This window comes from Bradyrhizobium sp. dw_411, from assembly GCF_018449695.1.
Lineage (GTDB): Bacteria > Pseudomonadota > Alphaproteobacteria > Rhizobiales > Xanthobacteraceae > Bradyrhizobium.
In genome coordinates, this window is the sequence record NZ_JAAVUY010000028.1 from 19,459 (window position 1) to 43,704 (window position 24,246).

The window sequence follows — 24,246 nt, forward strand, 5'->3', positions numbered from 1 at the left end:
CGTTTACTCCGCCGCAGGCGAATGCACGATTGCTGGCGGTGGCTTGTGATCGGGGGCATGACCGGCCGGTTCGTGCTCGCCGTCGCCGCTGGACGCCAACAGCTTCTTGCCGTGACGCCAGATCACCGAGCCGATGTCGTCCATCATCATGAACATCGCCGGCACGAACACCAGCGACAGCACGGTGGAGAATACCAGGCCGCCGATCACCGCCAGCGCCATCGGCGAGCGGAATTCGCCGCCGGCGCCGAATGCCAGGGCTGATGGCATCATGCCGGCCGCCATTGCGATGGTGGTCATCACGATCGGACGGGCGCGCTTCATGCCGGCGTCGATGATCGCTTCATCGCGCGGCTTGCCTTCCCGGATCGATTCGACCGCGAACTCCACCAGCATGATGGCGTTCTTGGTCACGATACCCATCAGCATCAGGATGCCGATCCACACCGGCGTCGTGAGTTGCTTGCCGGTGACCAGCAACGCCACGATCGCGCCGCCGATCGAGAGCGGCAGCGAGAACAGGATCGTGATCGGCTGCAGGAAGGTTCCGAACAGCAGTACCAGCACCGCATAGACCATCATCAACCCGGCCGTGATCGCAGTGGCAAAGCCCGCCGATAATTCGTTCAGGCTTTCGGCATCACCCGAGGGGTTCACGGAGACGCCCTTCGGCAGGCTTTTCATGACCGGCAAGTCGTAGATTTTCTTGGTGGCATCGCCGAGCGCCGCGGTGCCGACGAGGTCGGCGGCCACAGTGGCCTGACGTTCGCGGTCATAGCGGTTGATGCTGGTCGGGCCCTGATCGAGCTTGATGTCAGCGACGACGGATAACGGCACGCCGCCGCGGCCGCCGCCGAGCGGTACCCGTAACTGGTCGAGAACCTTCAGGTCACCGCGCGCGCCATCCTCGAGCTGGACCCGGATCGGCACTTGACGATCGCCGGCGTCGAATTTGGCGAGCGCCGGGCCGACGTCGCCGATGGTAGCGACGCGAATGGTTTCCGACAGGCTTTCGGTGGAAACGCCTAGGCGTGCGGCGAGATCGGCTCGCGGCTGGATCCGAAGCTCCGGCCGATCGAGCGAGGTCTCGGAGATCACATTGGCGATCAGCGGAATTCGCTTCATCTGGTTCGCCAATTCGCTGGCGACATTGCTGACGATATTGCTGTCGGCGCCGGTGACGACCAGCGAGATCGCGCGCAGGCCGTTTTCGTCGAGGAACCAGAACCGGATGTCCGGCACGTTTTCGAGCTCGTGGCTGATCTCAAGCTCGAGCGCGCGCTGCGTGATCTTGCGATCGGTTTTCGGCGTGTAGTTGATGATCAGCGCCGCGCGCCTCACTTCGAACGTTCCCGGCGGCACCCGGCCGCCGTCGACGAATACGCTCCTGACCTCCGGCCGCTTGCGCAGGCGGGCGACAATGTCTTCGGTGACCTTCTCGGTGAAGGCGAGTTGCGAACCGGGCGGCAGTTCCATCGCCAGCAGGGAGCGCGCGGTGTCCTGCGCCGGCAGGAAGCCTTGCGGCAGCAAAGTGATGCTCCAGATCGAGGCTGCGAAAATACCAAAGCCGATCATGACGGTGATGAAGTGATGCTTTACCGACCAAGTCACCAGCCGCGTATAGGTGTGCAGGATTAATCCCGGCGGAGGGTCGTCATGCGCGTGATCTTTCAAGAAATAAGCCGCCAGCACCGGCGTGACGAAACGCGCGGCCAGCAGCGAGAAGAATACCTGCACGGATACGGTGATGCCGAACTGCTTGAAGAACTGCCCCGCGATACCGGACATGAAGCTGGCGGGCGCGAAGATCGCGATGATGGTCAGCGAGATCGCGATGACCGCGAGGCCGATTTCGTCGGCGGCTTCCAGCGCGGCGCGATAGGGCGATTTGCCCATCCGCATATGCCGCACGATGTTTTCGATTTCGACGATCGCATCGTCGACCAGAATGCCGGTGGACAATGTGATGGCGAGGAAGCTGACGAGGTTCAGCGAAAATCCCAGGATGTCCATCGCCCAGAACGCCGGGAAGATCGACAGCGGCAGCGAGATCGCTGCGATGATGGTGGCCCTGATATCGCGCAGGAACAAAAGCACGATGACGACGGCGAGAATGGCGCCTTCAAACAACGTCGAGATCGCAGCCTCGTAATTTCCCTTGGTGAATTCCACTGACGTGTCGATCAGCTTGAGGTCGACATCGGGATAGGCAATCTTCAACGCGTCGATGCGCTTCTGCACGGCGGCGGCGACTACCACGTCGCTGGCGCCCTTGGAGCGCTTGATGCCGAGCGCCACCACCGGCTCGCCGTTGAAGCGGGCAAAGGTCCGCCGATCGGCAATGGTGTCGGTAACGGTGCCGAGATCGTCGAGCCGCACTTCGCCGCCGGTCGGCAGGCTGATCATGGTTCCGGCGAGATCGTTGAGCGTCTTGGCGCCGGCGAGGGTTCGGATGGCCTGGTCGTTCTTGCCGATTTCAGCCCGTCCGCCGGCGAGATCGACATTGGTGCCGCGCAAACGATGGCTGACATCGACTGCCGTCAGTCCCGCGGCCTGCAACCGGTCGGGATCGAGCGAGACCAGAATCTCGCGCTCGACACCGCCGATACGCTCGACCTGGGCGACGTTGCGCACACCCTGCAGCGCGCGCTTGACCACGTCATCGACAAAATAGGAAAGCTGCTCGGGCGTCTTGCCAGGCGAGATCGCGGCATAGGTGACGATCGGCAGGCCGATTACGTCGACGCGCTGGATCAGCGGCTCGTTGACATTTTGCGGCAGGTTGGCGCGCACGCGGGTGACGGCGTCCTTGACGTCGTTGAGCGCCCGGTCGGTGTTGGTTTCAAGCGCGAACTGGATCGTCGTCAGCGACAACCCGTCGGTGATCGAGGATGAAATGTGACGTACGCCTTCGACGCCCGACACGCCGTCTTCGATGGTCTTGGTGACCTGAGATTCAAGTTCCGCGGGTGCGGCGCCGAACTGCGATACCGCAACCGAGATTACCGGGATGTCGGCGCTGGGCAGCCGCGTCACCGCGAGCTTGGTGAAGGAGACCCAGCCGAGCACCAAAAGGATGATCGAAAACACGATGGAGGGAAGCGGATTCCGGATCGACCATGCCGAGATATTGAGTGCCATCAGCGTACCCGCGTTCGATCGAGTTCCTCGGCGAACATGGTCTTGATCTTGTCGCCGTCATGAAGCGAAGAGCCTGCGTCGGCGACGACGACTTCGCCGACCTCGAGGCCTTCAAGTATTTCCGTTGATGTGTCGGACACCAGTCCAACCCGGACTTTGCGCATCTCAACTGTATTTCCTTTGACCACCTGAACGGTCAGGTGGTCAATGGCGGTGCGCGGAACCGCGACCCCACAACTGCGCTTGGCGTCGATGCTGGCCTGCGCGAACATGCCGATCTTAAGCGAGGGATTGCTGGTCAGCGTGATCCTGACATGGCCGAGCTGGCTGTTGCGATCGATCTGCGGCGAAACCAGCCTGACGCGGCCGACGATGTCAGGCCCATTGTCCCGGCTGATCCGCACCGTCGCGCCCGGATTGAGCTTCAGCATGTGGACCGCCGGTATTTCGGCGTCCATGTCGATCTCGTTATTGACCGCGATCCGGAACATCGGCCCAGCCTGGGGCGAGGCCGGCGCCCCGACGATGGTGTTGACCTGGGTAACGAGGCCGGCGGCCGGCGCCCGCAGCGACGTCGGCGCGGGCCGTGAGCCGGCGGGTGCCGCGGCTTGCGCCGGAGGCGGAGTCAGCCGCGCCAGTTCCTGATTATCGGCGACCGTGTCGCCTTCGCGGACCAGCAGTTCGGAAACCCTGGATCCTTCCTGGTCGACTCCGACCACCGCTTCCCGGCGCGGTACGATAAATCCGGTGACCCGCACCAGATCGGAGAAACAGGCGTTGGTGGATTTGGTGACGATCACCATCGCGTTGTTGGGCGTTTCCTTCTCTTCGGGGCGGGAACGGTGTTCAAGCCAGTACCAGCCGCCGCCGAGAATCGCGACGCAGACAACCGCCAGCGCAGGCTTGAGGTATTCGGAAAGCATCATCGCCGGATCAATCCAGACCTAAAATCTCAAGACCGTCATTTCGGTGCTGACGCACCATCCCGGAATAACGGGAAGTATGACAGACAAAAACGTCCCGCAGGGGCGCGGGACGCATTTAGATGGCAAAACTTTACCCAGACCCGCACGCATCGCTTGGACAATCACTTGGACGCGGTGGCCTTGTTGTCCATATTCGCAACCTGCACGCGGCGGTTGACCTCCGCCAGCGGATTGGCCGGGTCCTTGAGCTTGGTCTTGCCATAGCCGACGGTCACGAGGTCGGTGCCGGCGATTCCGAATTTCTCGACCAGATAGCGCTTGATCGAGTCGGCGCGACGTTCCGACAGGTCCTGATTGTAGGTATCCCCGCCGGCGGCATCGGTATGGCCCGCGACCACGAAGGTCGAGCCCTTCAGGTCGGGATTGGAAAGCGCGCGGCCCAAAGCCTGAACCGACGGCAGCGACCTGGCGCTGATATTGGCTGAATTGTAATCGAAGTTGATTTCCAGATCGATCTTCGGCTTGTCCTTGACGACGGCGGCGATCTCTTCGCGCTCAGCCGCCGAGAGCGAACGTGTCGCCCGATTGCGGAATTTTTGCACGAATTGTCCTTCGGCTGCGAAAGCCGCCGGATCGGTCTGGGTCTGCGGACCCACCGACAGGCCCCGGGTCAGGGGCTTCCTGGCGGGCGCAAGCGCCCGGATGATCTGATCCTCGGTGACATCCTCGGCGGCGCGGGCCATGCCGATGGAGAGCGCGGCGCCGATCGTCAGAAGCGAGAGGATCGCGGTCAGATTTCGCCTGCCAGACATGTTCGACATTGTCAGCCCTCCTGCACGGTCGCGCGCGGTTCCAATGGATTTTGTAAAATCAGCCACGGGCCCCAATTGATCGCGGCTGCTTCTTGATTTGTCTTTGGTGCCCGCATCTAGGTTCGAATTTTGGGTTTCAAACCGCGCCGGCCGATCCATTCAAGATATCGTCAGCCGGAATATCGTCAGCGAACCCCGTAGCTGGCGAATTCCTTGACAATATTCGGATCCATCGCCTTGGCGTTCGATATATCCAGATCGCCCTCGGAAATCGAGCCGTTGTTCTTCTTGGCGAGGCCTCGCCCGTATAGCGACGAGGTCAGTCTCGGATTGATCTTGAGGGCGGCGTCGAAGTCGGCAATCGCATTCTTGGCCATGCCGCTTTTGAGATTGACAAGGCCGCGGCTGTCGAGCGCATCGACAAAGTTCGGGCGCAGCCGGAGCGCTTCGTTGCAATCCCGCAACGCCGCCTGCAAATCGCCGATCACGGTGCGGGCCCAGCAACGATTGTTGTAGGCTTCCACATCCTTTGGGTTGAGCCGGATTGCATCGTCGAAGTCCTTGACGGCAAGGGCGTAGGCCCCCTTGCTCGCATAGACCTGCCCGCGCCGGTAATGTGCGCCGGCGTCGTCGGGGTTCTCGATGAGCTTATCGGTCAGGGCTTTGATGGTCGGATCATCGGCGATATTGGGCGGCGCCGAGCCGTCATTGGGCTGCGCCGGTTTATCCGCCGGAGGGGGCGGAGGAGTTTCGGCTTTCGGCGCCGGCGGCGGATCGGTGCGCGGCAACGGTGTAGGGGTCGGCGCGGCTGGCGGCGGCAGGGCGGCTACCGGACCCGGCGGCGGTGCGGGTGTCGGACTGGGCGCAGGATTGACTGGCGTTGACGGGCGCGCGCCCGAGCCCGGAATGAATGAGAAATCCTCAGCCAGCGAGGATGAAATCCACGGCACCTGCTCACTGCGTGACGCGCGGGTGACACCGACGCGGGTACGATTCAGCGTCTCCTCCGCCATCAGGTCGGGGACGCGGATTTCCTTGAGCAGTTCCTGCACGAACAGGCTGTGATCGCTGCCATTGTCCGAGATAACGGAGCTCAAGGCCGCCGAATACATCACCAGCGTGCCGTTCGGCGCAATGACGGGCGCGAGGCCGGCCGAGAAACTGCGAAACCGGCGTTCGAACGGGTTGCGCCTGGAGGCATCGACCAGGGCGATCTTGACGCCGGCGCCGCGGTTATTGATTTCGCCGAGCACGGTTTCCAGGCTGATGCCGTCGCGGCGGACATCCGGTTCGGTCCAGATCTGCGCATCGACCGGAATCATAAAGCTTTGCCGGTTGGACTGGATGCCAAAGCCGCTGAAGAAAACCAGCGCGACGGCGCCGGGCTTGACGTGTCCGTACAGCCGCTCGAAGGCGCGGCGCATTCCTTCGCCGTTGAGATTTTCCCCGATATCGACCGTAAAGCCGTCGCGCTTGAGCTCGTCGGCAATATCACGGGCGTCGTTGATGGGTTCTTTCAGGGGAGCGTCGGCATCGGGATATTTCGCGTTGCCGATGACAAGGGCAAACCTGTCCGCGGCAGACGACGGGGCAATCGACGCGGCCGACAGGATCAGGGCGACAAGCAGTGTAAGGCGAATTCTCATACGACGTTCAGCCCAACCATCAAGACGCCGATCCCAGCTTGCGCCTCGGCGACCTTATCCCACGAAAATCGCATTATCAAACCGGGCTCGCAAGCGCTATCGACCGCGGGAAATGCCTCAGATGACGCGACAATTAACCGCTGCAATTGCTCGCCCCACATGTAATTCTCACTCGATATCAATCGTAGCGTTCGGCCCCCGCGCGGTAACGCTACAGCATGCGCAAGGGAGCTTGTGTGATCGATCTCACATTGGCGGATCGCCGGCAGGCGACCTGCATTTCCACTTAGCCTGCATGAACACGGCGGGGTTTGACCTTTGTGAACGACAATGGCTTGCTGCGGTCAGGTCAAACCTGTCCCAGCACAACAAAACCAACAATAAACCCAAGAAGAAATCCCATGGAAAACGCCTACGAAATCTACGCGCTGCGCTATGCGACGATGGCGGCCCGCACGCCGCACATGAATTACCTCTCACCGGACCCGCACGAGACCACGGCTTCCGATCTCGATTATTTCGTCTGGCTGATCCGGGGCCACGGCCGGGATATTCTGGTCGATACCGGGTTCAATGCGGTTGAAGCGGGCTTACGAAATCGCAAGCTCACGCTCAATCCGGTGGATGCGCTGGCGCGCTTTGGTGTGGGTGCCGACTCCATCCGCGACATCGTCGTCACCCATTTGCACTACGACCATGCCGGCAATCTCGATCTATTTCCGAATGCGCGGTTTCATCTGCAGGATCGCGAGATGAGCTTCGCGACCGGGCGCTGCATGTGCTTTAGCGGCTTGCGTCACCCGTTTTCGGTCGAACATGTCACGCAGATGGTTCGCCATGTGTTCAGCGAACGTGTGACGTTCCATTCCGATGAGGGCGAGGTCGCGCCGGGCGTGACACTGCATCGCGTCGGCGGCCATTCCGATGGCTTGCAGGTGGTGCGGGTCGAGACCGCGCGCGGCCCGGTGGTGCTGGCGTCGGATGCCGCGCATTTCTACGGCAATATGCATCGCCGCAATCCATTCCCGATCGTCTACAATATCGGCGATATGTACGAGGGCTGGCTAACCGTCGAACGATTGGCGGGCCATCCCGATCGCGTCATCCCCGGCCACGATCCGCTGGTCACCGAGATCTATCCGGCTGCCGGCGACAAGGCCGATGCGTTTGCCCTGCACCTGAAACCCTCGCGTTCGTTCGTCAAATAGAGTTGCGAGCGCAGATGTCAGACAGAACCATCAGCCGATTTCCGGGCCTCACGCCTACCCGCAGCCGCGCCGTCGTTCACGACAATCTGGTGTTCACGGTGGCGGTCGCGCCCGATCCGGTTACTGCCTCGATGTACGAGCAGACCGCCAAGGCGCTCGCGCGCATCGATGAAAGCCTCGCGCTTTGCGGTTCGGACAAAAGCAAAATCCTCTCGGCCATCGTCTATGTCGCCGACATCAAGAAGAAGGGCGAAATGAACCGCGCCTGGGACGAATGGGTCGATCCGTCAAACCCGCCGATGCGCGCCTGCATCGGCGTCGAACTCGAAGCGCCGCATATTGTGGAGATCGTGGTGACAGCGGCGAAGTGAAATTACCTTCGTCATTCCGGGGCGTGCGAAGCACGAACCCGGAATCTCGAGATTCCGGGTTCGATGCTGCGCATCGCCCCGGAATGACGTGGTCAATCAATACGCTTTCGTCCCGTCCGCTTCCCGGCTGGTCTGCACCAGATCGAGGCTCGTCTCGATCTTGCCGAGCAGACGCGCGAAATCCTTTTGCTCCTGTGCCGAGAGGCAGGACATGATCTCGCTCTCCTTGCGCAGCAGGCGCGGGATCAGCTGTTCGTAAAGCGCCTTTCCCTTCCGCGTCATGCGCAGCCGGAACTCGCGGCGATCGTCTTCATTCTCGATCCGTTCGACCAGTTGTCGTGTCATCAGTGCCGTGACAGCGCGGCTGATGGTAGACTTATGTGTGCGGGTGCAATGCGCGATGTATTGCGCACTGCACGCGTCGTTGCGGAAGCCGAGCGTCGCCAGCACGCGCCATTCCGGAATATCGAGACCGTAGCGCTCCTGATATTCACCCGATAGCGCGGCCGAAACCTCGGCGGCCAGCCGGTTCAGCCGGAACGGCACAAACCTGAACAGGTCCAGTCTGGAGGACGTTTTTGGCAACAATCGCTCCAATTTGAGTTGACTGGGGAATGCGCGGGGAGTTTAGATAGTTGCAGATGCGACTATCTTAGCCCGGATCAAATTCCTGAGCAATGTGAATGGCGCAGTCCAAAGCCCAGTTCGGTTATCGTCGCCACGCCGATCAGGATCGGACCGGTGGCGACGTCGCGCAATATCCGGTTGTCGTGGTCGGCGCCGGACCGGTCGGATTGTCGCTGGCGATCGATCTGGCGCAGCGCGGCCAGCCTGTCGTGCTGCTCGATGACGCCGACCGGATCGGCGAGGGTTCGCGCGCGATCTGTTTCTCAAAGCGCTCGCTGGAATATTGGGACCGGCTCGGCATCGGCCAGCGCATGGTCGACAAGGGTGTGGTGTGGAGCGTCGGCAAGATTTTCCACGGTGCATCGCAACTGTATCAGTTCAACCTGCTGCCCGAGGAAGGCCACAAGCGGCCGGCCTTCATCAACCTCCAGCAATTCTATGCCGAAGCCTATCTGGTGGACCGCGTCGGGGAACTCGTGCCGATCGACCTGCGCTGGCGCAATAAAGTGACCGCGCTGGAACAGCGCAACGATCATGCGGTGCTGACGGTCGAGACGCCGGACGGGTCTTATCGACTGCGCGCGAATTATGTTGTTGCCTGCGACGGCGCTCGCTCGTCGCTGCGGCAAATGGTCGGCGCGGAATTCGCCGGACAGGTGTTCGAGGATCAATTCCTGATCGCAGATGTCCGGATGGCCGCGGAATTTCCGACCGAGCGCTGGTTCTGGTTCGATCCGCCCTTTCATGCCGGGCGCTCGGCGTTATTGCACAAACAGCCCGATGACATCTGGCGGATCGATCTGCAACTCAATCCGGATGCCGACCCCGTCGCGGAGAAGCGGCCGGAAAATGTGCGGCCGCGGATCGCGCGCATGCTCGGGCATGACAAGTTCGAGTTCGAATGGATTTCGCTTTACAAATTCCAGTGCCGCCGGATGGACAAATTCATCCATGGCCGCGTGTTGTTCGCGGGCGACGCCGCGCATCAGGTGTCGCCATTCGGCGCGCGTGGCGCCAATTCCGGCCTGGAAGACGCCGAGAATCTCGCCTGGAAACTGGATCGTGTGCTGCGCAGGACCTCGCCGGAAGCCTTGCTGGAGACGTATCACAGCGAGCGAAGTGCGGCGGCCGACGAGAACATCCGCGAATCGACCCGATCGACTGACTTCATGGCGCCGACCTCGCGCCACGAGGCGCGGTTGCGGAAGGCGGTGCTGTTGCTGGCCAGGGAAACCGAATTCGGCAAGCGCATGATTAATGGCGGCCGGCTCTCGGTTCCCTCGATCTATGATTCGTCGCTGTCGACCGCGGACCGCGACGCCTGGCGCGGCGGCCCGGCGCCCGGCGCCTCGCTGCCGGACGCGCCGCTCGGAGGAGAAACCGCCTATTTGACCGAAGTCTTCATTAAAGCCGGAACGCGTTTCACGCTGCTTGAGTTCAGTAATGGCGCTGCGGTTGAAACTCCCGACGATATCGGTGTGATCCGTATTGGCGGCAAGGACGGTCTTTCGGATGCGGCGGGACTGGCCGGCGCGCGCTATGATGCGCAGCCCGGCACGGCCTATTTGGTGCGGCCGGACGGCTACGTCGCCGCGCGATTTCGGCATCCGACCCGTGCGATGCTCGACGCGGCGCTGGCGCGCGCCGCCGGCCACAACTGAGGTGATCGAATGGGATTATCGACCAGTTCAAATTTCGCCAAGCCGGATGACGCCTTTCGCGCTGTCGTCGAGGCGCATCGCGGATTGAGCGACGAGCACAGCGCCGAACTCGATGCGGCGCTGGTGCTGATCCTGGCCAATCACATCGGAGATATCGAGGTGCTGCGCGAGGCGATCGCGCTCGCCAAGCGGCGCATGGTCGATGCAAGTCAGCAACAACAGCAGCAGCAATAATAGAATGAATACACCCAGTGGCGTCATTGCGAGCGAAGCAATCCACCATCCGCACTGAAGTATGGATTGCTTCGTCGCTTCGCTCCTCGCAATGACGGGGATAGAGAGGACTGGACTGATGGCCAAAGGTTTCGCATCCACCACTGACATGGCGGAGAAGAAGGTGACATTCTCGGAGATCGGCACCGATCTCTATGCCTTCACCGCCGAGGGCGATCCCAATTCCGCTATCATCGTCGGCGACGACGGCTGCCTGGTGTTCGACGCGCAGGCGACGCCGGCTATGGCCAATAAAGTGATCGAGCGCGTGCGCACCGTTACCGACAAGCCGATCAAATATGTGGTGTTGTCGCATTACCACGCGGTGCGGGTGCTCGGCGCGTCGGCCTACAAGGCGCAAGCCGTGATTGCCTCGTCGGAAACCTATCGGCTGGTCGAGGAACGCGGCCAGCAGGATTGGGATTCCGAATATGGCCGCTTCCCCCGGTTGTTTCAGGACGCGCAAAGCATTCCCGGCCTGACCTGGCCGACTCTGACGTTCGAGGGCGAGATGTCGATCTTTCTCGGCAAGCGCGAAGTGCGCCTGATGCAGCTAGGCGCGGGTCACACCTCCGGCGATATCGTGGCGTGGGTGCCCGATGCCGAGGTGATGTTTTCAGGCGACCTGATCGAATATCATTCGGCCTGCTATTGCGGCGACGCGCATTTACGCGAATGGCCGGCGACGCTGAACGAAATTCGCGCCTTCAATCCCAAGGCGATCGCGCCGGGGCGCGGCGATGCGCTCAAGGGGCTGGCGACCGGGCGCGATGCGATTGCGATGACGCGCGATTTCGTGACTACGCTCTATGGCGCGGCGGAAGCCGCGGTCGCCCGGGGACGCAATCTCAAGGAGACGATGGCGGCGGCCCGCGAAGTGATGGATCCGAAATTCCAAAACTTTGCGATCTACGAGCATTGCCTGCCGTTCAACGTCTCGCGGGCGTTCGATGAAGCTTCGGGAATCGACGACCCCGTGATCTGGACCGACAAGCGCGATCGGGAAATGTGGGCCAGCCTGCAAGGAGGATGACATGAATATCAATACGTCGCCTGATCTCGTCAGCCGCAATTCTCAGAACATCACCCCGGGCTATATGTCCGGCTTCGGCAACAGTTTCGAGACCGAAGCGCTGCCGGGCGCGCTGCCGATCGGGCGCAACTCGCCGCAGCGCTGCGCTTACGGGCTTTATGCCGAACAGCTCTCCGGTTCGCCGTTCACGGCACCGCGTGGCAGCAATGAGCGTTCCTGGCTTTATCGCATTCGGCCGTCGGTGCGGCATTCCGGCCGCTTCGCCAAGGCCGATGCCAAATTATGGCGCACCGCGCCGTGTCATGAAGTCGAATTGCCGATCGCGCAATTGCGCTGGGACCCGGCGCCGATCCCGAAAGAAGACATAACCTTCCTGCAGGGCGTGCAGACCATGACCACGGCGGGCGACGCCAACACGCAAGCCGGCATGGCCGCGCATGTGTTTCTGATCACGAAATCGATGGTCGATCAGCATTTCTACAATGCCGATGGCGAGCTGCTGTTCGTGCCGCAGCAGGGCAGCCTTCGTTTTGTCACGGAGTTTGGCCGGATCGATATCGAGCCCGGTGAAATCGCGATCATCCCGCGTGGCGTGAAATTCCGCGTCGAGATCACAGCGGGTCCGGTGCGCGGTTATCTCTGTGAGAATTACGGCGGAGCCTTCACGCTGCCGGAACGTGGTCCGATCGGCGCCAATTGCCTGGCCAATGCGCGCGATTTTCTCACGCCGGTGGCGGCCTACGAGGACAAGGACACGCCGACCGAATTGTTCGTGAAATGGGGCGGGGAGTTGTTCGTGACCCAATTGCCGCATTCGCCGATCGACGTGGTGGCGTGGCATGGCAATTACGCGCCGTACAAATACGATCTGCGGGCGTTCTCGCCGGTCGGGGCGATCGGTTTCGATCACCCCGATCCATCGATCTTCACAGTCTTGACCTCGCCGTCGGAAACCGCGGGCACCGCGAATATCGATTTTGTGATTTTCCCGGAACGCTGGGCGGTGGCGGAAAACACCTTCCGTCCGCCCTGGTATCACATGAACATCATGTCGGAGTTCATGGGGCTGATCTACGGTGTCTATGACGCCAAGCCGCAAGGTTTCACGCCCGGCGGCATCAGCCTGCACAACATGATGCTGCCGCACGGTCCCGACCGCGAGGCCTTCGAGCACGCCAGCAATTCCGAGCTCAAGCCGGTCAAGCTGACGGGCACCATGGCCTTCATGTTCGAGACCAGATATCCGCAGCGTGTGACGGCGCATGCCGCGAAGAGTCCGACGCTGCAGGACGATTACGCGGACTGCTGGAAGGGGCTGGAGAAGAGGTTTGATCCGAACCGGCCGTGAAATCTCAGGGCCGAGCAAAACTCTTTCAACGTCATTCCGGGATGGTCCGAAGGACCAGACCTCAGATGTGCAATTGCACATCGGGGAATCTCGAGATTCCGGGTTCATCGCTGCGCGATGCCCCGGAATGACGACAAACAATAATCAGGACTGAAAATGGTGCCCCATCCCAACGATCCCTCGCTCTACTCCTTCGTCCCCGTCGATCCAACATCTGACTTCCCGATCCAGAATCTCCCTTACGGCGTGTTCTCGTCCGGCGGTGGATTGGCGCCGCGCGTCGGCGTCGCGATCGGCGATTTCGTGCTCGACCTCTGGGAGCTCGAACAGGACGGCCGGTTGAATGTCGGTGACCTCGGCGCGTTCTCGGCACCGACGCTCAATCCCTTCATGGCGCTGGGGCCAAAACTCTGGTCGCACACCCGCGCGCGGATCAGCGAGTTGTTGCGTCATGACAATCCCGAACTGCGCGACAATGAGGAGTTGCGCAAACTCGCGCTGGTGCCGATGGCGCAGGTGAAACTGCATATGCCGATCGCGGTCTCCGGCTACACGGATTTTTATTCGTCGAAGGAACACGCTACCAATGTCGGCGTCATGTTCCGTGGCAAGGACAATGCGTTGCAGCGGAACTGGCTGCATATGCCAATCGGCTATAACGGGCGCGCATCGACCGTGGTGGTCAGCGGCACCAAAGTGCGCCGCCCCCGCGGTCAGTTGAAGCCGCCGGGCGCGGAGCTTCCGAGCTTTGGCGCGTGCAGGCGGCTCGACTTCGAACTGGAAATGGGCGTCGTGATCGGACAGCCCTCGCCGATGGGCGAGATGCTCGACGAGGTCAGCGCCGCGGAGATGATCTTCGGCTTTGTGCTGTTGAACGACTGGAGCGCGCGCGACATCCAGCAATGGGAATATGTCCCGCTCGGCCCGTTCCAGGGCAAGGCCTTCGCGACCTCGATCAGCCCGTGGATCGTGACCCGCGAGGCGCTGGAGCCGTTTCGCGTGCAGGGCCCGGCGCAGGATCCAGCGCCGTTGCCCTATCTGCAGCAGGTGCAACCCAACAATTACGATCTGCAACTCGATGTCGGCTTGCGTGCGGCGCCGATGAAGGAGTCGATGCGAATCTGCCGTACCAATTTCAAATACATGTACTGGTCGTCGGTGCAGCAGCTCGTGCATCACGCGTCGTCCGGCTGCGCGATGAATATCGGCGATCTCTTGGGCAGCGGCACCATCAGCGGGCCGGAGAAGGACCAACGCGGCAGCCTGCTTGAAATCTCGTGGAATGGCACCGAGCCGGTTGAATTATCAGGCGGTATCAAGCGGACCTTTCTCGAAGACGGAGATTCCCTCAGTTTACACGGTTGGTGCCAGGGCGACGGCTACCGTGTGGGTTTTGGCGAGGTCGAAGGGACGATCCTGCCGGCGCAGTAGCCGCCGTCATTCCGGGATGGTCCGAAGGACCAGACCCGGAATCTCGAGATTCCGGGTTCCTGCTGCGCAGGCCCCGGAATGACGACGAGAGAGACAGCTCACCGCTCTTCCGGCGCAATATCCCTGATCCGTCCGCAATGCGCGGCGACATCGTCGAGACCATATTTCAGATGCACGCGCTTGTCTGACGGCAGTTGTTTCTCGGCGCACACACCAGGCCGCCATTCCCTCGTCGGGCGGATTGGCCGCGGAACAAATCCGCCGCCGCAGTTCGGGCAGACATTGTCGAGTTTGCTCTCGGCGCATTCAGCGCAAAACGTACACTCGTAGCTGCAGATCCGCGCGTCCGTTGAATTGGGCGGGAGATCCCTATCGCAATATTCGCAGTTCGGCCGGAGTTGCAATGCCATGGTCCGTCTTCCCCCGTGAAGCGACGATGATCGCAAATCAGCGACGCGGCTTGAATGACGAATTCCCCTCGATTCCGGACGGGATAGCTATCGTTTCCCGGCCTGCCATTCACGGGTCAGGCTCGCGATATCGGCCATCGCGGTGTCGCGGATCGTCGAGGGCGTGCGCGAAAAGCGCGGCGCCGGTGCGGGCTGGGTGACGCCGTGGCGGGTCACGAAGGTCTGTCGGGCCGCCATGTGCGGATGTTCCGGCGCTTCCTTCATGGTCAGGACCGGCGCGAAGCAGATGTCGGTGCCTTCCATGATCTCACACCATTCGTCGCGCGTCTTGGTCTTGAACACCTCCACCAGTTTCTGCTTGAGCGCGGGCCACGCCTTACGATCCATGTGAGCGTCGAAATCGGAATGCGAGAGGCCGGCCAGATCGCGCAGCAGCGCGTAGAATTGCGGCTCGATCGAGCCGATCGAAATGAAGCTTTTGCAGGCGCATTCATAGACACCATAGAAATGCGCGCCGCCGTCGAGAAAATTGGTCCCTCGTTGTTCGGTCCATCGGCCGGCCGCGGTCATGTCAAAGAACATCGACATCAGCGACGCCGCGCCGTCGCACATCGCCGCGTCCACCACCTGTCCCTTGCCGGACGTCTTGGCTTCCAGCAATGCGGCGAGCACGCCGACCACGAGATAGAGTGCCCCGCCGCCGAAATCGCCGACCAGATTGAGCGGCGGCACCGGTGTTTCGGCGGTGCCGATGGCCGCGAGCGCGCCGGTGACCGAGATATAATTGATGTCATGGCCGGCGGCCTTCGCCAGCGGGCCCTCCTGGCCCCATCCGGTCATGCGGCCATAGACCAGGCGCGGGTTTCGCGCCTGCACGACGTCAGGGCCGAGACCGAGCCGCTCCATCACGCCGGGACGAAAACCCTCGACCAGCGCATCGGCACCGCCGAGCAGATCGAGCACCTGTGCGATCGCGGCCTTGTCCTTCAGGTCGAGTTCGACAATCTTCCGTCCACGCCCGGAGGCGGATTTGAGATTCTTGCCGGTGCCGACACGATCGAGTGTCACGACTTCTGCGCCCATATCGGCCAACATCATGCAGGCAAAGGGACCCGGTCCGATGCCGGCGAATTCCACGACGCGGAAACCCGCGAGCGGACCGGAGGCGCCGACGGAGGAGTGTGGGGCAGATTTTTCGAGCACGTGGGGGTCTCCCGAAGTCGCTTGGTGACGAAATTGTCTAGCCTTGCGGGAAGGGAGGCAAGCGCCTTTTGGCGAGAAGTACGGCCGGCAGTGCGGCGCGCATTGCTGCACGCCGCTTGCCCGGGTCCGTGCCCGATCCTCATGGCCTTTTCAGGATTGCTCCAATCTTGTCCACGGTCATGGAGGGCAAGAAATCCGGATCGGTAACGATTGCCATGGCTTCGTCCTGCGTCAGGGCGCGCAACGACCGGACCTTGGTCTCGCCGCTGCCGATTTCCCACGCACTTTCCCAGAGTACCGCCAACAGGTGGGCACCCTGCTTCATCACATTGATGGTCTTTTGGCCGTAGGCGGCCCACAACGCGTCGGAACTCGCTTTTCCGCCTTTGCCGACGTCGACATAGGTCTGGACCATGTCCATCGGTGGAATTTGCTTAAATACGTCGCGCATCATCTCGATGGTCTTCTGCGCCGCCTCAAAGCCGTTCGTTATCTGCTCGCTCTTTTTCGCCTGTGGCGTCCGCATCAGGCCGCTCAGGATTTCCTTGCGATGATCGAAGACCATCTTATCCTCATAGGCGGAATGGACGCCCTGGCCTAACGGACGCTTCTCGGTCGTGCCCGCCTTTTTGCCTTTTGTGAACTCATGTTCCTGCGGCCGTTCTGGATCTCCGTCGTGGAGGTAGGAGATGTGGAGAGGCTGGCATGCGTCACCCACATAGTGGGTAAGCACGCCGGCGGCACACACGAATTTCTGGGCTTCGCCATCGGCGGCAAACTGGCACATCTCGTCGAAAATCTGCCACACCCGGAAGGGCAGCAGTCCCCGGTGCTTCGCCGCGATCGGCTCACCGCTGAGAATGTCGTCCACGCTGTCGTAGAAAGCCTGCCATTTGTCGGGGTCGATAAAATCGGGGCTGGTCGTCAAGCTGAGCAGCGTGTTGCCGTCCGCGTCCTTTTGATCCATGTCGGCGAAATGGTTCGGCCCTTCCGAGGGCCGGGTGTGGTTTTGCTTGCCGACACCGGGCTTCCAGAAGAAATCCGGCACATCCGCCATCGGCACGAAATCCTGGGTGCCCATACCCTTGAAGTCCCCTTCCTCGAGGGCGTCATCGTCGTGGCTTATGATTTCCTTGTTATTCTCCATCAGCGTATCGAGATGCGGGTATTTTCCCGACAACGCGACGAGGGTGCGCGTCGCGATGGAGAAATGGCCGAGGGCGCCCCAGGTATCCGTTTGGTCGAGATTCCAGTCGCGAACCGGGTCGACTTCGAGAAGCGCGCAGACTCTCGACAGCAACGTTGCCAGGGCAAAGCTTTGCGGAGGAGCGCTTTCGGATGAGGCGAGCATGTTGCGTCCCCATTCCATGGCCAGCGGCAAGAAAGGCTTGTCGGCGTTGGCCTTCGGATCTGCGTCGGCGATTGGCTCCAGCATCCAAAGCGTTCCGGAATCGCCGGGATGTGTTGCAAACCCGGGTGCAGGATATCGTTTTCCGCCGCGGGTTTTCGCGGGTGCGCGCGGACCGATGAACAGGTCCGAGACGTACTCGAAGCCGCCACTCGTCTTGTATCTGTAAAACAGACCTTGAATTTCGCCTAGCATTTCTCCCGTTGCGGCGCCGACGCCGCGAACGTGACAGCCCACAAGTGACAATGTCAGATTTATCCCGGAGAAATCGGCCATTGGCCCCAAAATGCCGATACCCGGAACCTTGGTGGTCCATCGCGAAACGTCGTCGACTTCGATCAAGCCGATGTCGAGGTTCACGTAAGTGTCCTTGCCCGGGAAGTTCGGATAGATCGATGTGAACGATTGGCGCGTGAGTTGCTTGGCCGCGCTTACACCAACCCGTTCGCGTACGCCATTGAGTTCGGACCAGACGATTTCTCCGGCATCGCCGGTCACATGCCGGTTAGTGAGGGCGAATACCTTGTGCCCATCACTCACAAGACAGCCGACCGTGGCCACGTATTCCTGGCCCTGTACTTCCGCGATGATCGGATTGCCGGGGCCGATATTGTTCAGCGGAAAACGAATATTTTGCGCTTCGATCTCCGTCTTGGATTCTTTGGGGGCCTCGATAACGCAGATCGGTACACGTTTCCCGTCGGGCATGAATATGGTGCCTGGTACGAACTGGTCGGGCTTCGAAGCAAATACCTTGTAGTCTTGCCACTGGTTCACGAAGACCAGAATGCACGGCCAGGAATAGGGTCTGACCTCGGAATTATCCAGCCGGCGGGCCGACGTGCCGTGGATCTTCTTCTTGTCATTTGGCCAGCTATCCCCCTGTCGTATCCGGTAACGTCCGATCGCGGTCGCAACGACATTGGGATACCGCATCAGGTGAACGTGGAATAAATCTCGTGCCGTGACGAGATCGTTCAGCGACAGGTTGGCGAAATTATTGTCCTGGTTCTGAAATGCGGAGAGGTCGATCTGGGGCTGCGCTTTCATGAGGGTTCTCCAAAAAAGCTGAATGAAGGCCGGCCTGATGCAGCGATCGGAATCGCGAGAAATCGTTTCGGTCTGGCTGGCCGGGAGCAACGTGGCGCCGCCGAAAATGCATAATCTATCTAAAATCGTAACTTATAATATTTCAATCAAAGAGATATTGGTTCAGCCGGGATAAATTTCCAATGTGCCGGTTTGTCGCAATGTGGCTCCCATCCTATCGACGTTTCATGGCTTCAAAATGAAACGGCGCGCATTGCTGCGCGCCGTTCTGTCCGGAATGCTTGAAATGCCGGGGTCAGCCGGCTTCAGCAATCGCGCGTTGTGCCATCACCTTGATCAGGTTGGCGCGATAGGCCGACGATCCGTGAATATCGGTCAGGAGCCCGTCAGCGGAGATTTTCACGCTGTCCAGTGCGCCCGGCGACCAGTTCGCCTTCAGCGCAGCCTCGATTGCCGGTATCCGCATCACGCCGTTCTGCGATGCGCCGGTTGCGGCAACCCGGACATCTCCCGCTTTGGTCCTGGCCACGAACACGCCGGTGAGTGCGAAACGCGAGGCGGGGTGGCGCATTTTTGCGTAAGCCGCCTTGGCGGGAATCGGGAACACGATCTGCGTGATGATTTCGCCGTCCGCAAGCGCAGTCGTGAACAGTCCCTTGAAGAAATCGTCGGCGGCGATGCTGCGCTTGTCGGTTTTCACCGTCGCGCCGAGCGCCAGAACGGCCGCGGGATAATCCGCGGCGGGATCGTTGTTGGCGATCGAGCCGCCGATGGTGCCGCGATGGCGCACCTGGGGATCGCCGAGCACCGAGGTCAGATGCCCGATTGCCGGGATCGCCTTTTTGACGTCGGCGCTTTGCATGATGTCGAAGTAAGTCGTTGCGGCCTTGATCGTCAGTGCGTCGGCCGACACCTCGATGCCAACCAGTTCCTTGATACGTCCGAGATCGATCACGTCGGAGGGTGAGGCCAGCCGCTGCTTCATCACGGGGATCAGCGTGTGGCCGCCCGCCAGATATTTGGGCTCCGAACCGCTGGCGAAAAGTGCCGTGGCTTCGGCAACGGAGGAGGGGCGATGATAGGTTGTCTCATACATGGTCCGTCTCCCTCTTACGCGTTGCCGTGAATGGCGTGCCACACCCGATCGGGTGTCGCCGGCATCTCAAGCTTGTTGTGGCCGATGGCGTCGGTGATGGCGTTGATGACGGCGGCGGAGGCGCCGATCGCACCGGCCTCGCCGCAGCCCTTGACGCCCAGGGGATTGCCGGGACACAGCGTCGGTGTGTGCGATAGCTTGAACGACGGCAGGTCGTCGGCACGTGGCATGGTGTAATCCATGAACGACGCGGTCACGAGCTGACCCGAGCTGTCGTAAACCGCGCCTTCGAGCAGCGCCTGACCTATGCCCTGTGCGAGGCCGCCATGGACCTGGCCTTCGACAATCATCGGATTGATCAGCCGGCCGAAATCGTCGACTGCGACAAAATTGACGAAGCTGGTTTTGCCGGTGCCGGAATCAACCTCGAGTTCGCAGATATAGGCCCCTGCCGGGAAGGTGAAGTTGGTGGGGTCGTAAAACGCGGTTTCCTTGAGGCCAGGCTCCATGCCGTCAGGCAGATTGTGCGCGGTGTAGGCGGCGAGCGCGACCATTGGCAGCGCAATCGACTTGTCGGTGCCGGTGACCTTGAACTCGCCGTTCTCAATGACGATGTCGCCTTCGGACGCTTCGAGCAGATGCGCCGCGATTTTTTTGCCCTTGGCTTCGACCTTCTCCATCGCCTTGACGATGGCGGTGCCGCCGACGGCGAGCGAGCGCGAGCCGTAAGTGCCCATGCCGAACTGCACCTTGTCGGTGTCGCCATGGACAATCTGCACCTGGCTGATCGGAACGCCGAGACGTTCCGCAACGAGTTGGGCGAATGTCGTCTCGTGGCCCTGGCCGTGGCTGTGCGATCCCGTCAGGACCTCGATGGTGCCGACCGGATTGACGCGGACCTCGGCGGATTCCCACAGGCCGACGCCGGCGCCGAGGCTGCCGACTGCTTTCGAGGGCGCAATACCGCAGGCCTCAATGTAGCAGGAGAAACCTATGCCGCGCAGCTTGCCTTCTTTCTTCGCCTTTTCCTTGCGGGCGGGGAAACCGGCATAGTCGATCGCCTTCAGTGCGACATCGAGCGACGCGCCGAAATCGCCGATATCATAGGCCATGATTACAGGCGTCTGGTGCGGGAAGGTCGTGATGAAGTTCTTGCGGCGTAAATCCGCCGGATCGACCTTCAACTGCCGCGCCGCGGTTTCCATCATGCGTTCGATCAGAAAACTCGCTTCGGGACGGCCTGCGCCCCGGTAGGCATCGACCGGTGTGGTGTTGGTATAGACGGCGATCACCTCGGCATAGATCGAGGGAATGTTGTACTGGCCAGACAGCAGCGTCGCATAGAGATAGGTCGGCACGGCTGACGAGAACAGCGACATATAGGCGCCGAAATTGGCGTGGGTCTTGACCCGCAGGGCAACGATCCTGTTGTCCTTGTCGAACGCCATTTCCGCTTTCGAGACATGGTCGCGGCCATGGGCGTCGGTGAGGAAGGCCTCGGACCGATCGCCGGTCCATTTCACCGGGCGCCGGACCTTCTTGGAGGCCCACAGCGCCACCATTTCTTCCGGATAGATGTAGATCTTCGAGCCGAAACCGCCGCCGACATCGGGTGCGATTACCCGCAGCTTGTGTTCCTGGGCGATGTTGTAAAAGGCCGACAACACCAGCCGCGCGACATGCGGATTCTGCGAGGTCGTGTACAGCGTGAAATGTTCTTCGGCTTCGTTATATTCCGCGATCGCCGCACGCGGTTCCATGGCGTTCGGCACCAGCCTGTTATTGGTGAGATCGAGCGACACGATGTTGGCCGCTTTGCTGAAGGCGTCCTTGACGGCAGCCTCGTCGCCGATCGCCCAGTCATAGACGATGTTGCCCGGTGCTTCCGGATGCAGTTGCGGCGCGCCGGGTCTGATTGCGGCGGCAATATCCGCCACGGCCGGAAGTTCCTCGTAGGTGACGATGACGGCTTCCGCCGCGTCCTTTGCCAGATTCTTGGTCTCGGCGATGACAACGGCGACTGCCTGGCCGGCAAAGCGCACCGTCTCCGGCGCCATCGCCGGCCACGCGCCCATCTTCATCGGTGTGCCGTCCTTGGAAGAAATCGCCCAGCCGCAGATGAGATTGCCGACCTTGTCATCGACGATCTCCTGTCCGGTCAGCACGCCGACCACGCCCGGCATCTTCATCGCGACCGAGGAGTCGATATTTTTTACCTTGGCGTGCGCGTGCGGGCTGCGGATGAAATGGGCATGGGTCATGCCCTGGAGCTTGATGTCGTCGACGTAACGGCCCTTGCCCGTGATGAAACGCCGGTCTTCCTTGCGCACGACGCTTGCGCCAATGCCTTCAACGCCCATGTCCTGATCTCCCTATCGGAGTTTTACTCTCCGCCATTTCCATCGAAATTCGGCGGTCTCGAATTCGGCAACAGGTAGCTCGCAGCTATTCCGCTGCTTGCGCGACCTTCATGCGGCCGGCGGCATCCAGCACCGATTTGACGATGTTGTGGTAGCCGGTACAGCGGCAGATATTGCCTTCCAGCTCATGCCGGACAGTATCTTCGTCGAGCTGGCCGCTGTGCCGGTGGACGATATCGATCGCGGACATGATCATGCCGGGCGTACAGTAGCCGCATTGCAGGCCATGATTGTCGCGGAATGCCGCCTGCATCGGGTGCAGCTCGTCGCCCTTCGAAATACCCTCGATGGTGGTGACGTTGACGCCGTTGGCCTGGCCGACCAGTACGGTGCATGATTTGACGGCGCGCCCGTCGATGTGAACGACGCAGGCGCCGCACTGGCTGGTATCGCAACCGACATGGGTGCCGGTCAGGTTGAAATGATCGCGCAGCAGATGGACAAGGAGAGTCCGATCCTCAAGATCGGCCGAGACACCCTTGCCGTTCACGGTCAATTTGACTGTAGACACGTCTGGTTCCTCCCAATGGCTTTTTTGCTTGCATGAATTAGACGCACGGGGTGCAGACTTTGCAACTAGGAATTTCGTCGCGTATCGCATTGCGATGCCGACCAAAGGCAAGGTTTGGACAAGGCTTTGCTGCTTCCAGGGGAGGGTTGAGGAAGACGCCATATGCAAATTTGCGGCTTTCTCGGCACCGGCGTTGATGGTCTATTCAGTCCAAGCCGGTCCCGGCGTAAGCCACGGACTGCAAACGGCAAGGATCCCGGTCGAAGGAGCCATTCGCGTTGATCGACAAGCAGGTGAAGACGACCGCCGACGCCGTCGCCGGGGTTCGCGACGGGTCGACAGTATTGGTGGCTGGATTCGGCGCAGTCGGTGTCGCGGATCATCTGCTTGATGCACTGCACGAACAGGGTGCCAGGGAGTTGACGATCGTCGCCAACAATTCCGGCAATGGCGATCACGGCCTGGCCCGGCTGATCAATTCCGGCCGGGTTCGCAAGGTGATCTGCTCTTATCCGCGCTCCGGCGATTACAGCGCCTTTCTCAATGCCTACCGCGCCAAGAGCCTCGAACTGGAATTGGTTCCGCAAGGCATCATCAGCGAACGTATGCGCTGCCACGCCGCCGGCCTTGGCGGTTTCTTCTCGCCGGTGTCGGCGGGAACGAAGTTGGGCGAGGGCAAGGAAACCCGCCAGATCGACGGTCGCCTGCATGTGTTCGAGAAGCCGCTGAAGGGCGACGTCGCGCTGATCAAGGCCAACAAGGCCGATCGCTGGGGTAATCTGACCTACATCAAGTCGGCGCGGAACTTTAATCCTGTGATGGCGATGGCCGCCGATCTCACGGTGGTCGAGGTCGATGGCATGGTAGAACTCGGTGCGCTCGATCCCGAAGCCGTCGTCACGCCGAGCATCTTTGTCGATCGCGTGGTCGTTGTTGGAGCCCAAGTTGTTGGAGCCAAAGCATGATCCCCGAATCCTGTCAGCCCCTGACGCGCGAACAAATGGCCTGGCGCGCCGCGCAGGATTTGAAGGAAGGCGATTATGTCAATCTCGGCATCGGCATTCCGACGCTGGCCGCGAGCTACGTGCCATCAGGCCGCGAGGTGATCTTTCACAGTGAGAACGGCATCCTCGGTATGGGTCCGAAGCCCGCGCCGGGCGAGGAAGACCCGTATATGATCGATGCCGGAAAGAACAACACGACGCTGGTCGCGGGCGGCTGCTTCGTCCACCACGCCGATGCGTTTCTGATGATCCGCGGCGGCCATCTCGATGTCAGCCTTCTCGGCGCTTTCGAGGTCTCCGAAAAGGGCGACCTTGCGAACTGGTCCACGGAAGACCCGGCGTTTCCGCCCGGCGTCGGCGGCGCGATGGATCTGGCGGTCGGCGCCAAGGCCATCCGCGTCATCATGGAGCACACCAGCAAAAAGGGGGAGCCGCGTATTCTGAAGTCTTGCACCTACCCGCTGACGGCGGCCGGCTGCGTGAAGCGCATCTACACCAATCTCGCCGTGATCGATGTGACGCCCCAGGGTCTTTCCGTCATCGAGATGATTCCGGGCATGACGCTGGAGGCGCTGCAGGCCCTGACCGAGCCGAAGCTGCAACTGGCCTCCAACTGGCAGGCTCTGGCGCCGCCCCAGGCTCGCGCAGCATAATCAAGCCCGCGCAG

Annotated in this window: 20 protein-coding genes; 9 read left to right on the forward strand and 11 right to left on the reverse strand. The window is 61.2% G+C overall.

Annotation, left to right across the window (positions count from 1 at the left end; all coding sequences use genetic code 11):
- Positions 1–3: 3 nt before the first annotated feature.
- The 4 genes from HB676_RS31645 to HB676_RS31660 all read right to left on the reverse strand — a co-directional run bounded on the left by HB676_RS31645 (position 4) and on the right by HB676_RS31660 (position 6,525).
- On the reverse strand, positions 4–3,141 hold the full coding sequence (locus HB676_RS31645; RefSeq protein WP_213742428.1) for an efflux RND transporter permease subunit: 3,138 nt from the start codon (positions 3,139–3,141) through the stop codon (positions 4–6).
- Entirely contained in the window at positions 3,141–4,067 is a 927-nt protein-coding gene (locus HB676_RS31650; protein WP_213742429.1) for an efflux RND transporter periplasmic adaptor subunit, read from the reverse strand. Before HB676_RS31650 ends, HB676_RS31645 begins: the two co-directional genes overlap by 1 nt.
- Positions 4,068–4,228: 161 nt before the next feature.
- Complete coding sequence (locus tag HB676_RS31655) at positions 4,229–4,879, reverse strand: OmpA family protein (protein ID WP_213742464.1); 651 nt, start codon at positions 4,877–4,879, stop codon at positions 4,229–4,231.
- 185 nt (positions 4,880–5,064) lie between these two features.
- Entirely contained in the window at positions 5,065–6,525 is a 1,461-nt protein-coding gene (locus tag HB676_RS31660) for a caspase family protein (protein WP_213742430.1), read from the reverse strand.
- 401 nt (positions 6,526–6,926) lie between these two features.
- On the opposite strand from HB676_RS31660, the gene HB676_RS31665 reads away from it, so the two are divergent.
- Together HB676_RS31665 and HB676_RS31670 are read left to right on the forward strand one after the other, a co-directional pair.
- A complete protein-coding gene (locus HB676_RS31665; protein ID WP_213742431.1) occupies positions 6,927–7,733 on the forward strand; it encodes an N-acyl homoserine lactonase family protein in 807 nt (268 codons plus the stop codon).
- A gap of 14 nt (positions 7,734–7,747) precedes the next feature.
- Positions 7,748–8,104 carry a RidA family protein gene (locus HB676_RS31670; protein WP_213742432.1) on the forward strand — a complete coding sequence of 119 codons (357 nt, stop codon included), beginning with the start codon at positions 7,748–7,750 and terminating at the stop codon, positions 8,102–8,104.
- 96 nt (positions 8,105–8,200) lie between these two features.
- Here the strand turns inward: HB676_RS31670 and HB676_RS31675 are convergent, their stop codons facing one another.
- Positions 8,201–8,689, reverse strand: a complete 489-nt coding sequence (locus HB676_RS31675) for a MarR family transcriptional regulator (RefSeq protein WP_249780559.1) — start codon at positions 8,687–8,689, stop codon at positions 8,201–8,203.
- 98 nt (positions 8,690–8,787) lie between these two features.
- Between HB676_RS31675 and HB676_RS31680 the strand changes: the two genes are divergently transcribed.
- From HB676_RS31680 to fahA, 5 genes are all read left to right on the forward strand, one after another.
- On the forward strand, positions 8,788–10,392 hold the full coding sequence (locus HB676_RS31680; RefSeq protein WP_213742434.1) for an FAD-dependent oxidoreductase: 1,605 nt from the start codon (positions 8,788–8,790) through the stop codon (positions 10,390–10,392).
- Positions 10,393–10,401: 9 nt separating this feature from the next.
- Positions 10,402–10,626 (forward strand): DUF2783 domain-containing protein, encoded by a 225-nt coding sequence (locus HB676_RS31685; protein ID WP_213742435.1) that lies wholly within the window; start codon positions 10,402–10,404, stop codon positions 10,624–10,626.
- A 118-nt stretch (positions 10,627–10,744) separates the two neighbouring features.
- Entirely contained in the window at positions 10,745–11,698 is a 954-nt protein-coding gene (locus HB676_RS31690; RefSeq protein WP_213742436.1) for an MBL fold metallo-hydrolase, read from the forward strand.
- A gap of 1 nt (position 11,699) precedes the next feature.
- Positions 11,700–13,046, forward strand: a complete 1,347-nt coding sequence (gene hmgA, locus HB676_RS31695) for a homogentisate 1,2-dioxygenase (RefSeq protein WP_213742437.1) — start codon at positions 11,700–11,702, stop codon at positions 13,044–13,046.
- 159 nt (positions 13,047–13,205) lie between these two features.
- A complete protein-coding gene (fahA, locus tag HB676_RS31700; protein ID WP_213742465.1) occupies positions 13,206–14,477 on the forward strand; it encodes a fumarylacetoacetase in 1,272 nt (423 codons plus the stop codon).
- 98 nt (positions 14,478–14,575) lie between these two features.
- Here fahA and HB676_RS31705 read toward each other — a convergent pair whose 3' ends face one another.
- From HB676_RS31705 to HB676_RS31730, 6 genes are all read right to left on the reverse strand, one after another.
- On the reverse strand, positions 14,576–14,887 hold the full coding sequence (locus HB676_RS31705) for a DUF1272 domain-containing protein (protein ID WP_213742438.1): 312 nt from the start codon (positions 14,885–14,887) through the stop codon (positions 14,576–14,578).
- Between the two features lie 87 nt (positions 14,888–14,974).
- Positions 14,975–16,090 (reverse strand): CoA transferase, encoded by a 1,116-nt coding sequence (locus tag HB676_RS31710; protein WP_213742439.1) that lies wholly within the window; start codon positions 16,088–16,090, stop codon positions 14,975–14,977.
- A 139-nt stretch (positions 16,091–16,229) separates the two neighbouring features.
- Positions 16,230–18,059, reverse strand: a complete 1,830-nt coding sequence (locus HB676_RS31715) for a hypothetical protein (RefSeq protein WP_346347472.1) — start codon at positions 18,057–18,059, stop codon at positions 16,230–16,232.
- Positions 18,060–18,843: 784 nt separating this feature from the next.
- Entirely contained in the window at positions 18,844–19,644 is an 801-nt protein-coding gene (locus tag HB676_RS31720; protein ID WP_213742440.1) for a xanthine dehydrogenase family protein subunit M, read from the reverse strand.
- Positions 19,645–19,658: 14 nt separating this feature from the next.
- Positions 19,659–22,004, reverse strand: a complete 2,346-nt coding sequence (locus HB676_RS31725; RefSeq protein ID WP_213742441.1) for a xanthine dehydrogenase family protein molybdopterin-binding subunit — start codon at positions 22,002–22,004, stop codon at positions 19,659–19,661.
- Positions 22,005–22,089: 85 nt separating this feature from the next.
- Entirely contained in the window at positions 22,090–22,575 is a 486-nt protein-coding gene (locus HB676_RS31730; RefSeq protein WP_213742442.1) for a 2Fe-2S iron-sulfur cluster-binding protein, read from the reverse strand.
- A gap of 278 nt (positions 22,576–22,853) precedes the next feature.
- Here HB676_RS31730 and HB676_RS31735 point away from each other — a divergent pair, with 278 nt between their 5' ends.
- Complete coding sequence (locus HB676_RS31735) at positions 22,854–23,540, forward strand: 3-oxoacid CoA-transferase subunit A (protein WP_218625910.1); 687 nt, start codon at positions 22,854–22,856, stop codon at positions 23,538–23,540.
- Positions 23,537–24,232 (forward strand): 3-oxoacid CoA-transferase subunit B, encoded by a 696-nt coding sequence (locus HB676_RS31740; protein ID WP_249780560.1) that lies wholly within the window; start codon positions 23,537–23,539, stop codon positions 24,230–24,232. Before HB676_RS31735 ends, HB676_RS31740 begins: the two co-directional genes overlap by 4 nt.
- Positions 24,233–24,246 lie beyond the last annotated feature (14 nt).

What these genes read in the sequence shown, in the direction of transcription:
- HB676_RS31645 (WP_213742428.1), bottom strand. Translation starts at nt 3,141, where the DNA reads ATGGCACTCAATATCTCGGCATGGTCGATCCGGAATCCGCTTCCCTCC.
- HB676_RS31650 (WP_213742429.1), bottom strand. Translation starts at nt 4,067, where the DNA reads ATGATGCTTTCCGAATACCTCAAGCCTGCGCTGGCGGTTGTCTGCGTC.
- HB676_RS31655 (WP_213742464.1), bottom strand. Translation starts at nt 4,879, where the DNA reads ATGTCTGGCAGGCGAAATCTGACCGCGATCCTCTCGCTTCTGACGATC.
- HB676_RS31660 (WP_213742430.1), bottom strand. Translation starts at nt 6,525, where the DNA reads ATGAGAATTCGCCTTACACTGCTTGTCGCCCTGATCCTGTCGGCCGCG.
- HB676_RS31665 (WP_213742431.1), top strand. Translation starts at nt 6,927, where the DNA reads ATGGAAAACGCCTACGAAATCTACGCGCTGCGCTATGCGACGATGGCG.
- HB676_RS31670 (WP_213742432.1), top strand. Translation starts at nt 7,748, where the DNA reads ATGTCAGACAGAACCATCAGCCGATTTCCGGGCCTCACGCCTACCCGC.
- HB676_RS31680 (WP_213742434.1), top strand. Translation starts at nt 8,788, where the DNA reads ATGGCGCAGTCCAAAGCCCAGTTCGGTTATCGTCGCCACGCCGATCAG.
- HB676_RS31685 (WP_213742435.1), top strand. Translation starts at nt 10,402, where the DNA reads ATGGGATTATCGACCAGTTCAAATTTCGCCAAGCCGGATGACGCCTTT.
- HB676_RS31690 (WP_213742436.1), top strand. Translation starts at nt 10,745, where the DNA reads ATGGCCAAAGGTTTCGCATCCACCACTGACATGGCGGAGAAGAAGGTG.
- hmgA (WP_213742437.1), top strand. Translation starts at nt 11,700, where the DNA reads ATGAATATCAATACGTCGCCTGATCTCGTCAGCCGCAATTCTCAGAAC.
- HB676_RS31705 (WP_213742438.1), bottom strand. Translation starts at nt 14,887, where the DNA reads ATGGCATTGCAACTCCGGCCGAACTGCGAATATTGCGATAGGGATCTC.
- HB676_RS31720 (WP_213742440.1), bottom strand. Translation starts at nt 19,644, where the DNA reads ATGTATGAGACAACCTATCATCGCCCCTCCTCCGTTGCCGAAGCCACG.
- HB676_RS31725 (WP_213742441.1), bottom strand. Translation starts at nt 22,004, where the DNA reads ATGGGCGTTGAAGGCATTGGCGCAAGCGTCGTGCGCAAGGAAGACCGG.
- HB676_RS31740 (WP_249780560.1), top strand. Translation starts at nt 23,537, where the DNA reads ATGATCCCCGAATCCTGTCAGCCCCTGACGCGCGAACAAATGGCCTGG.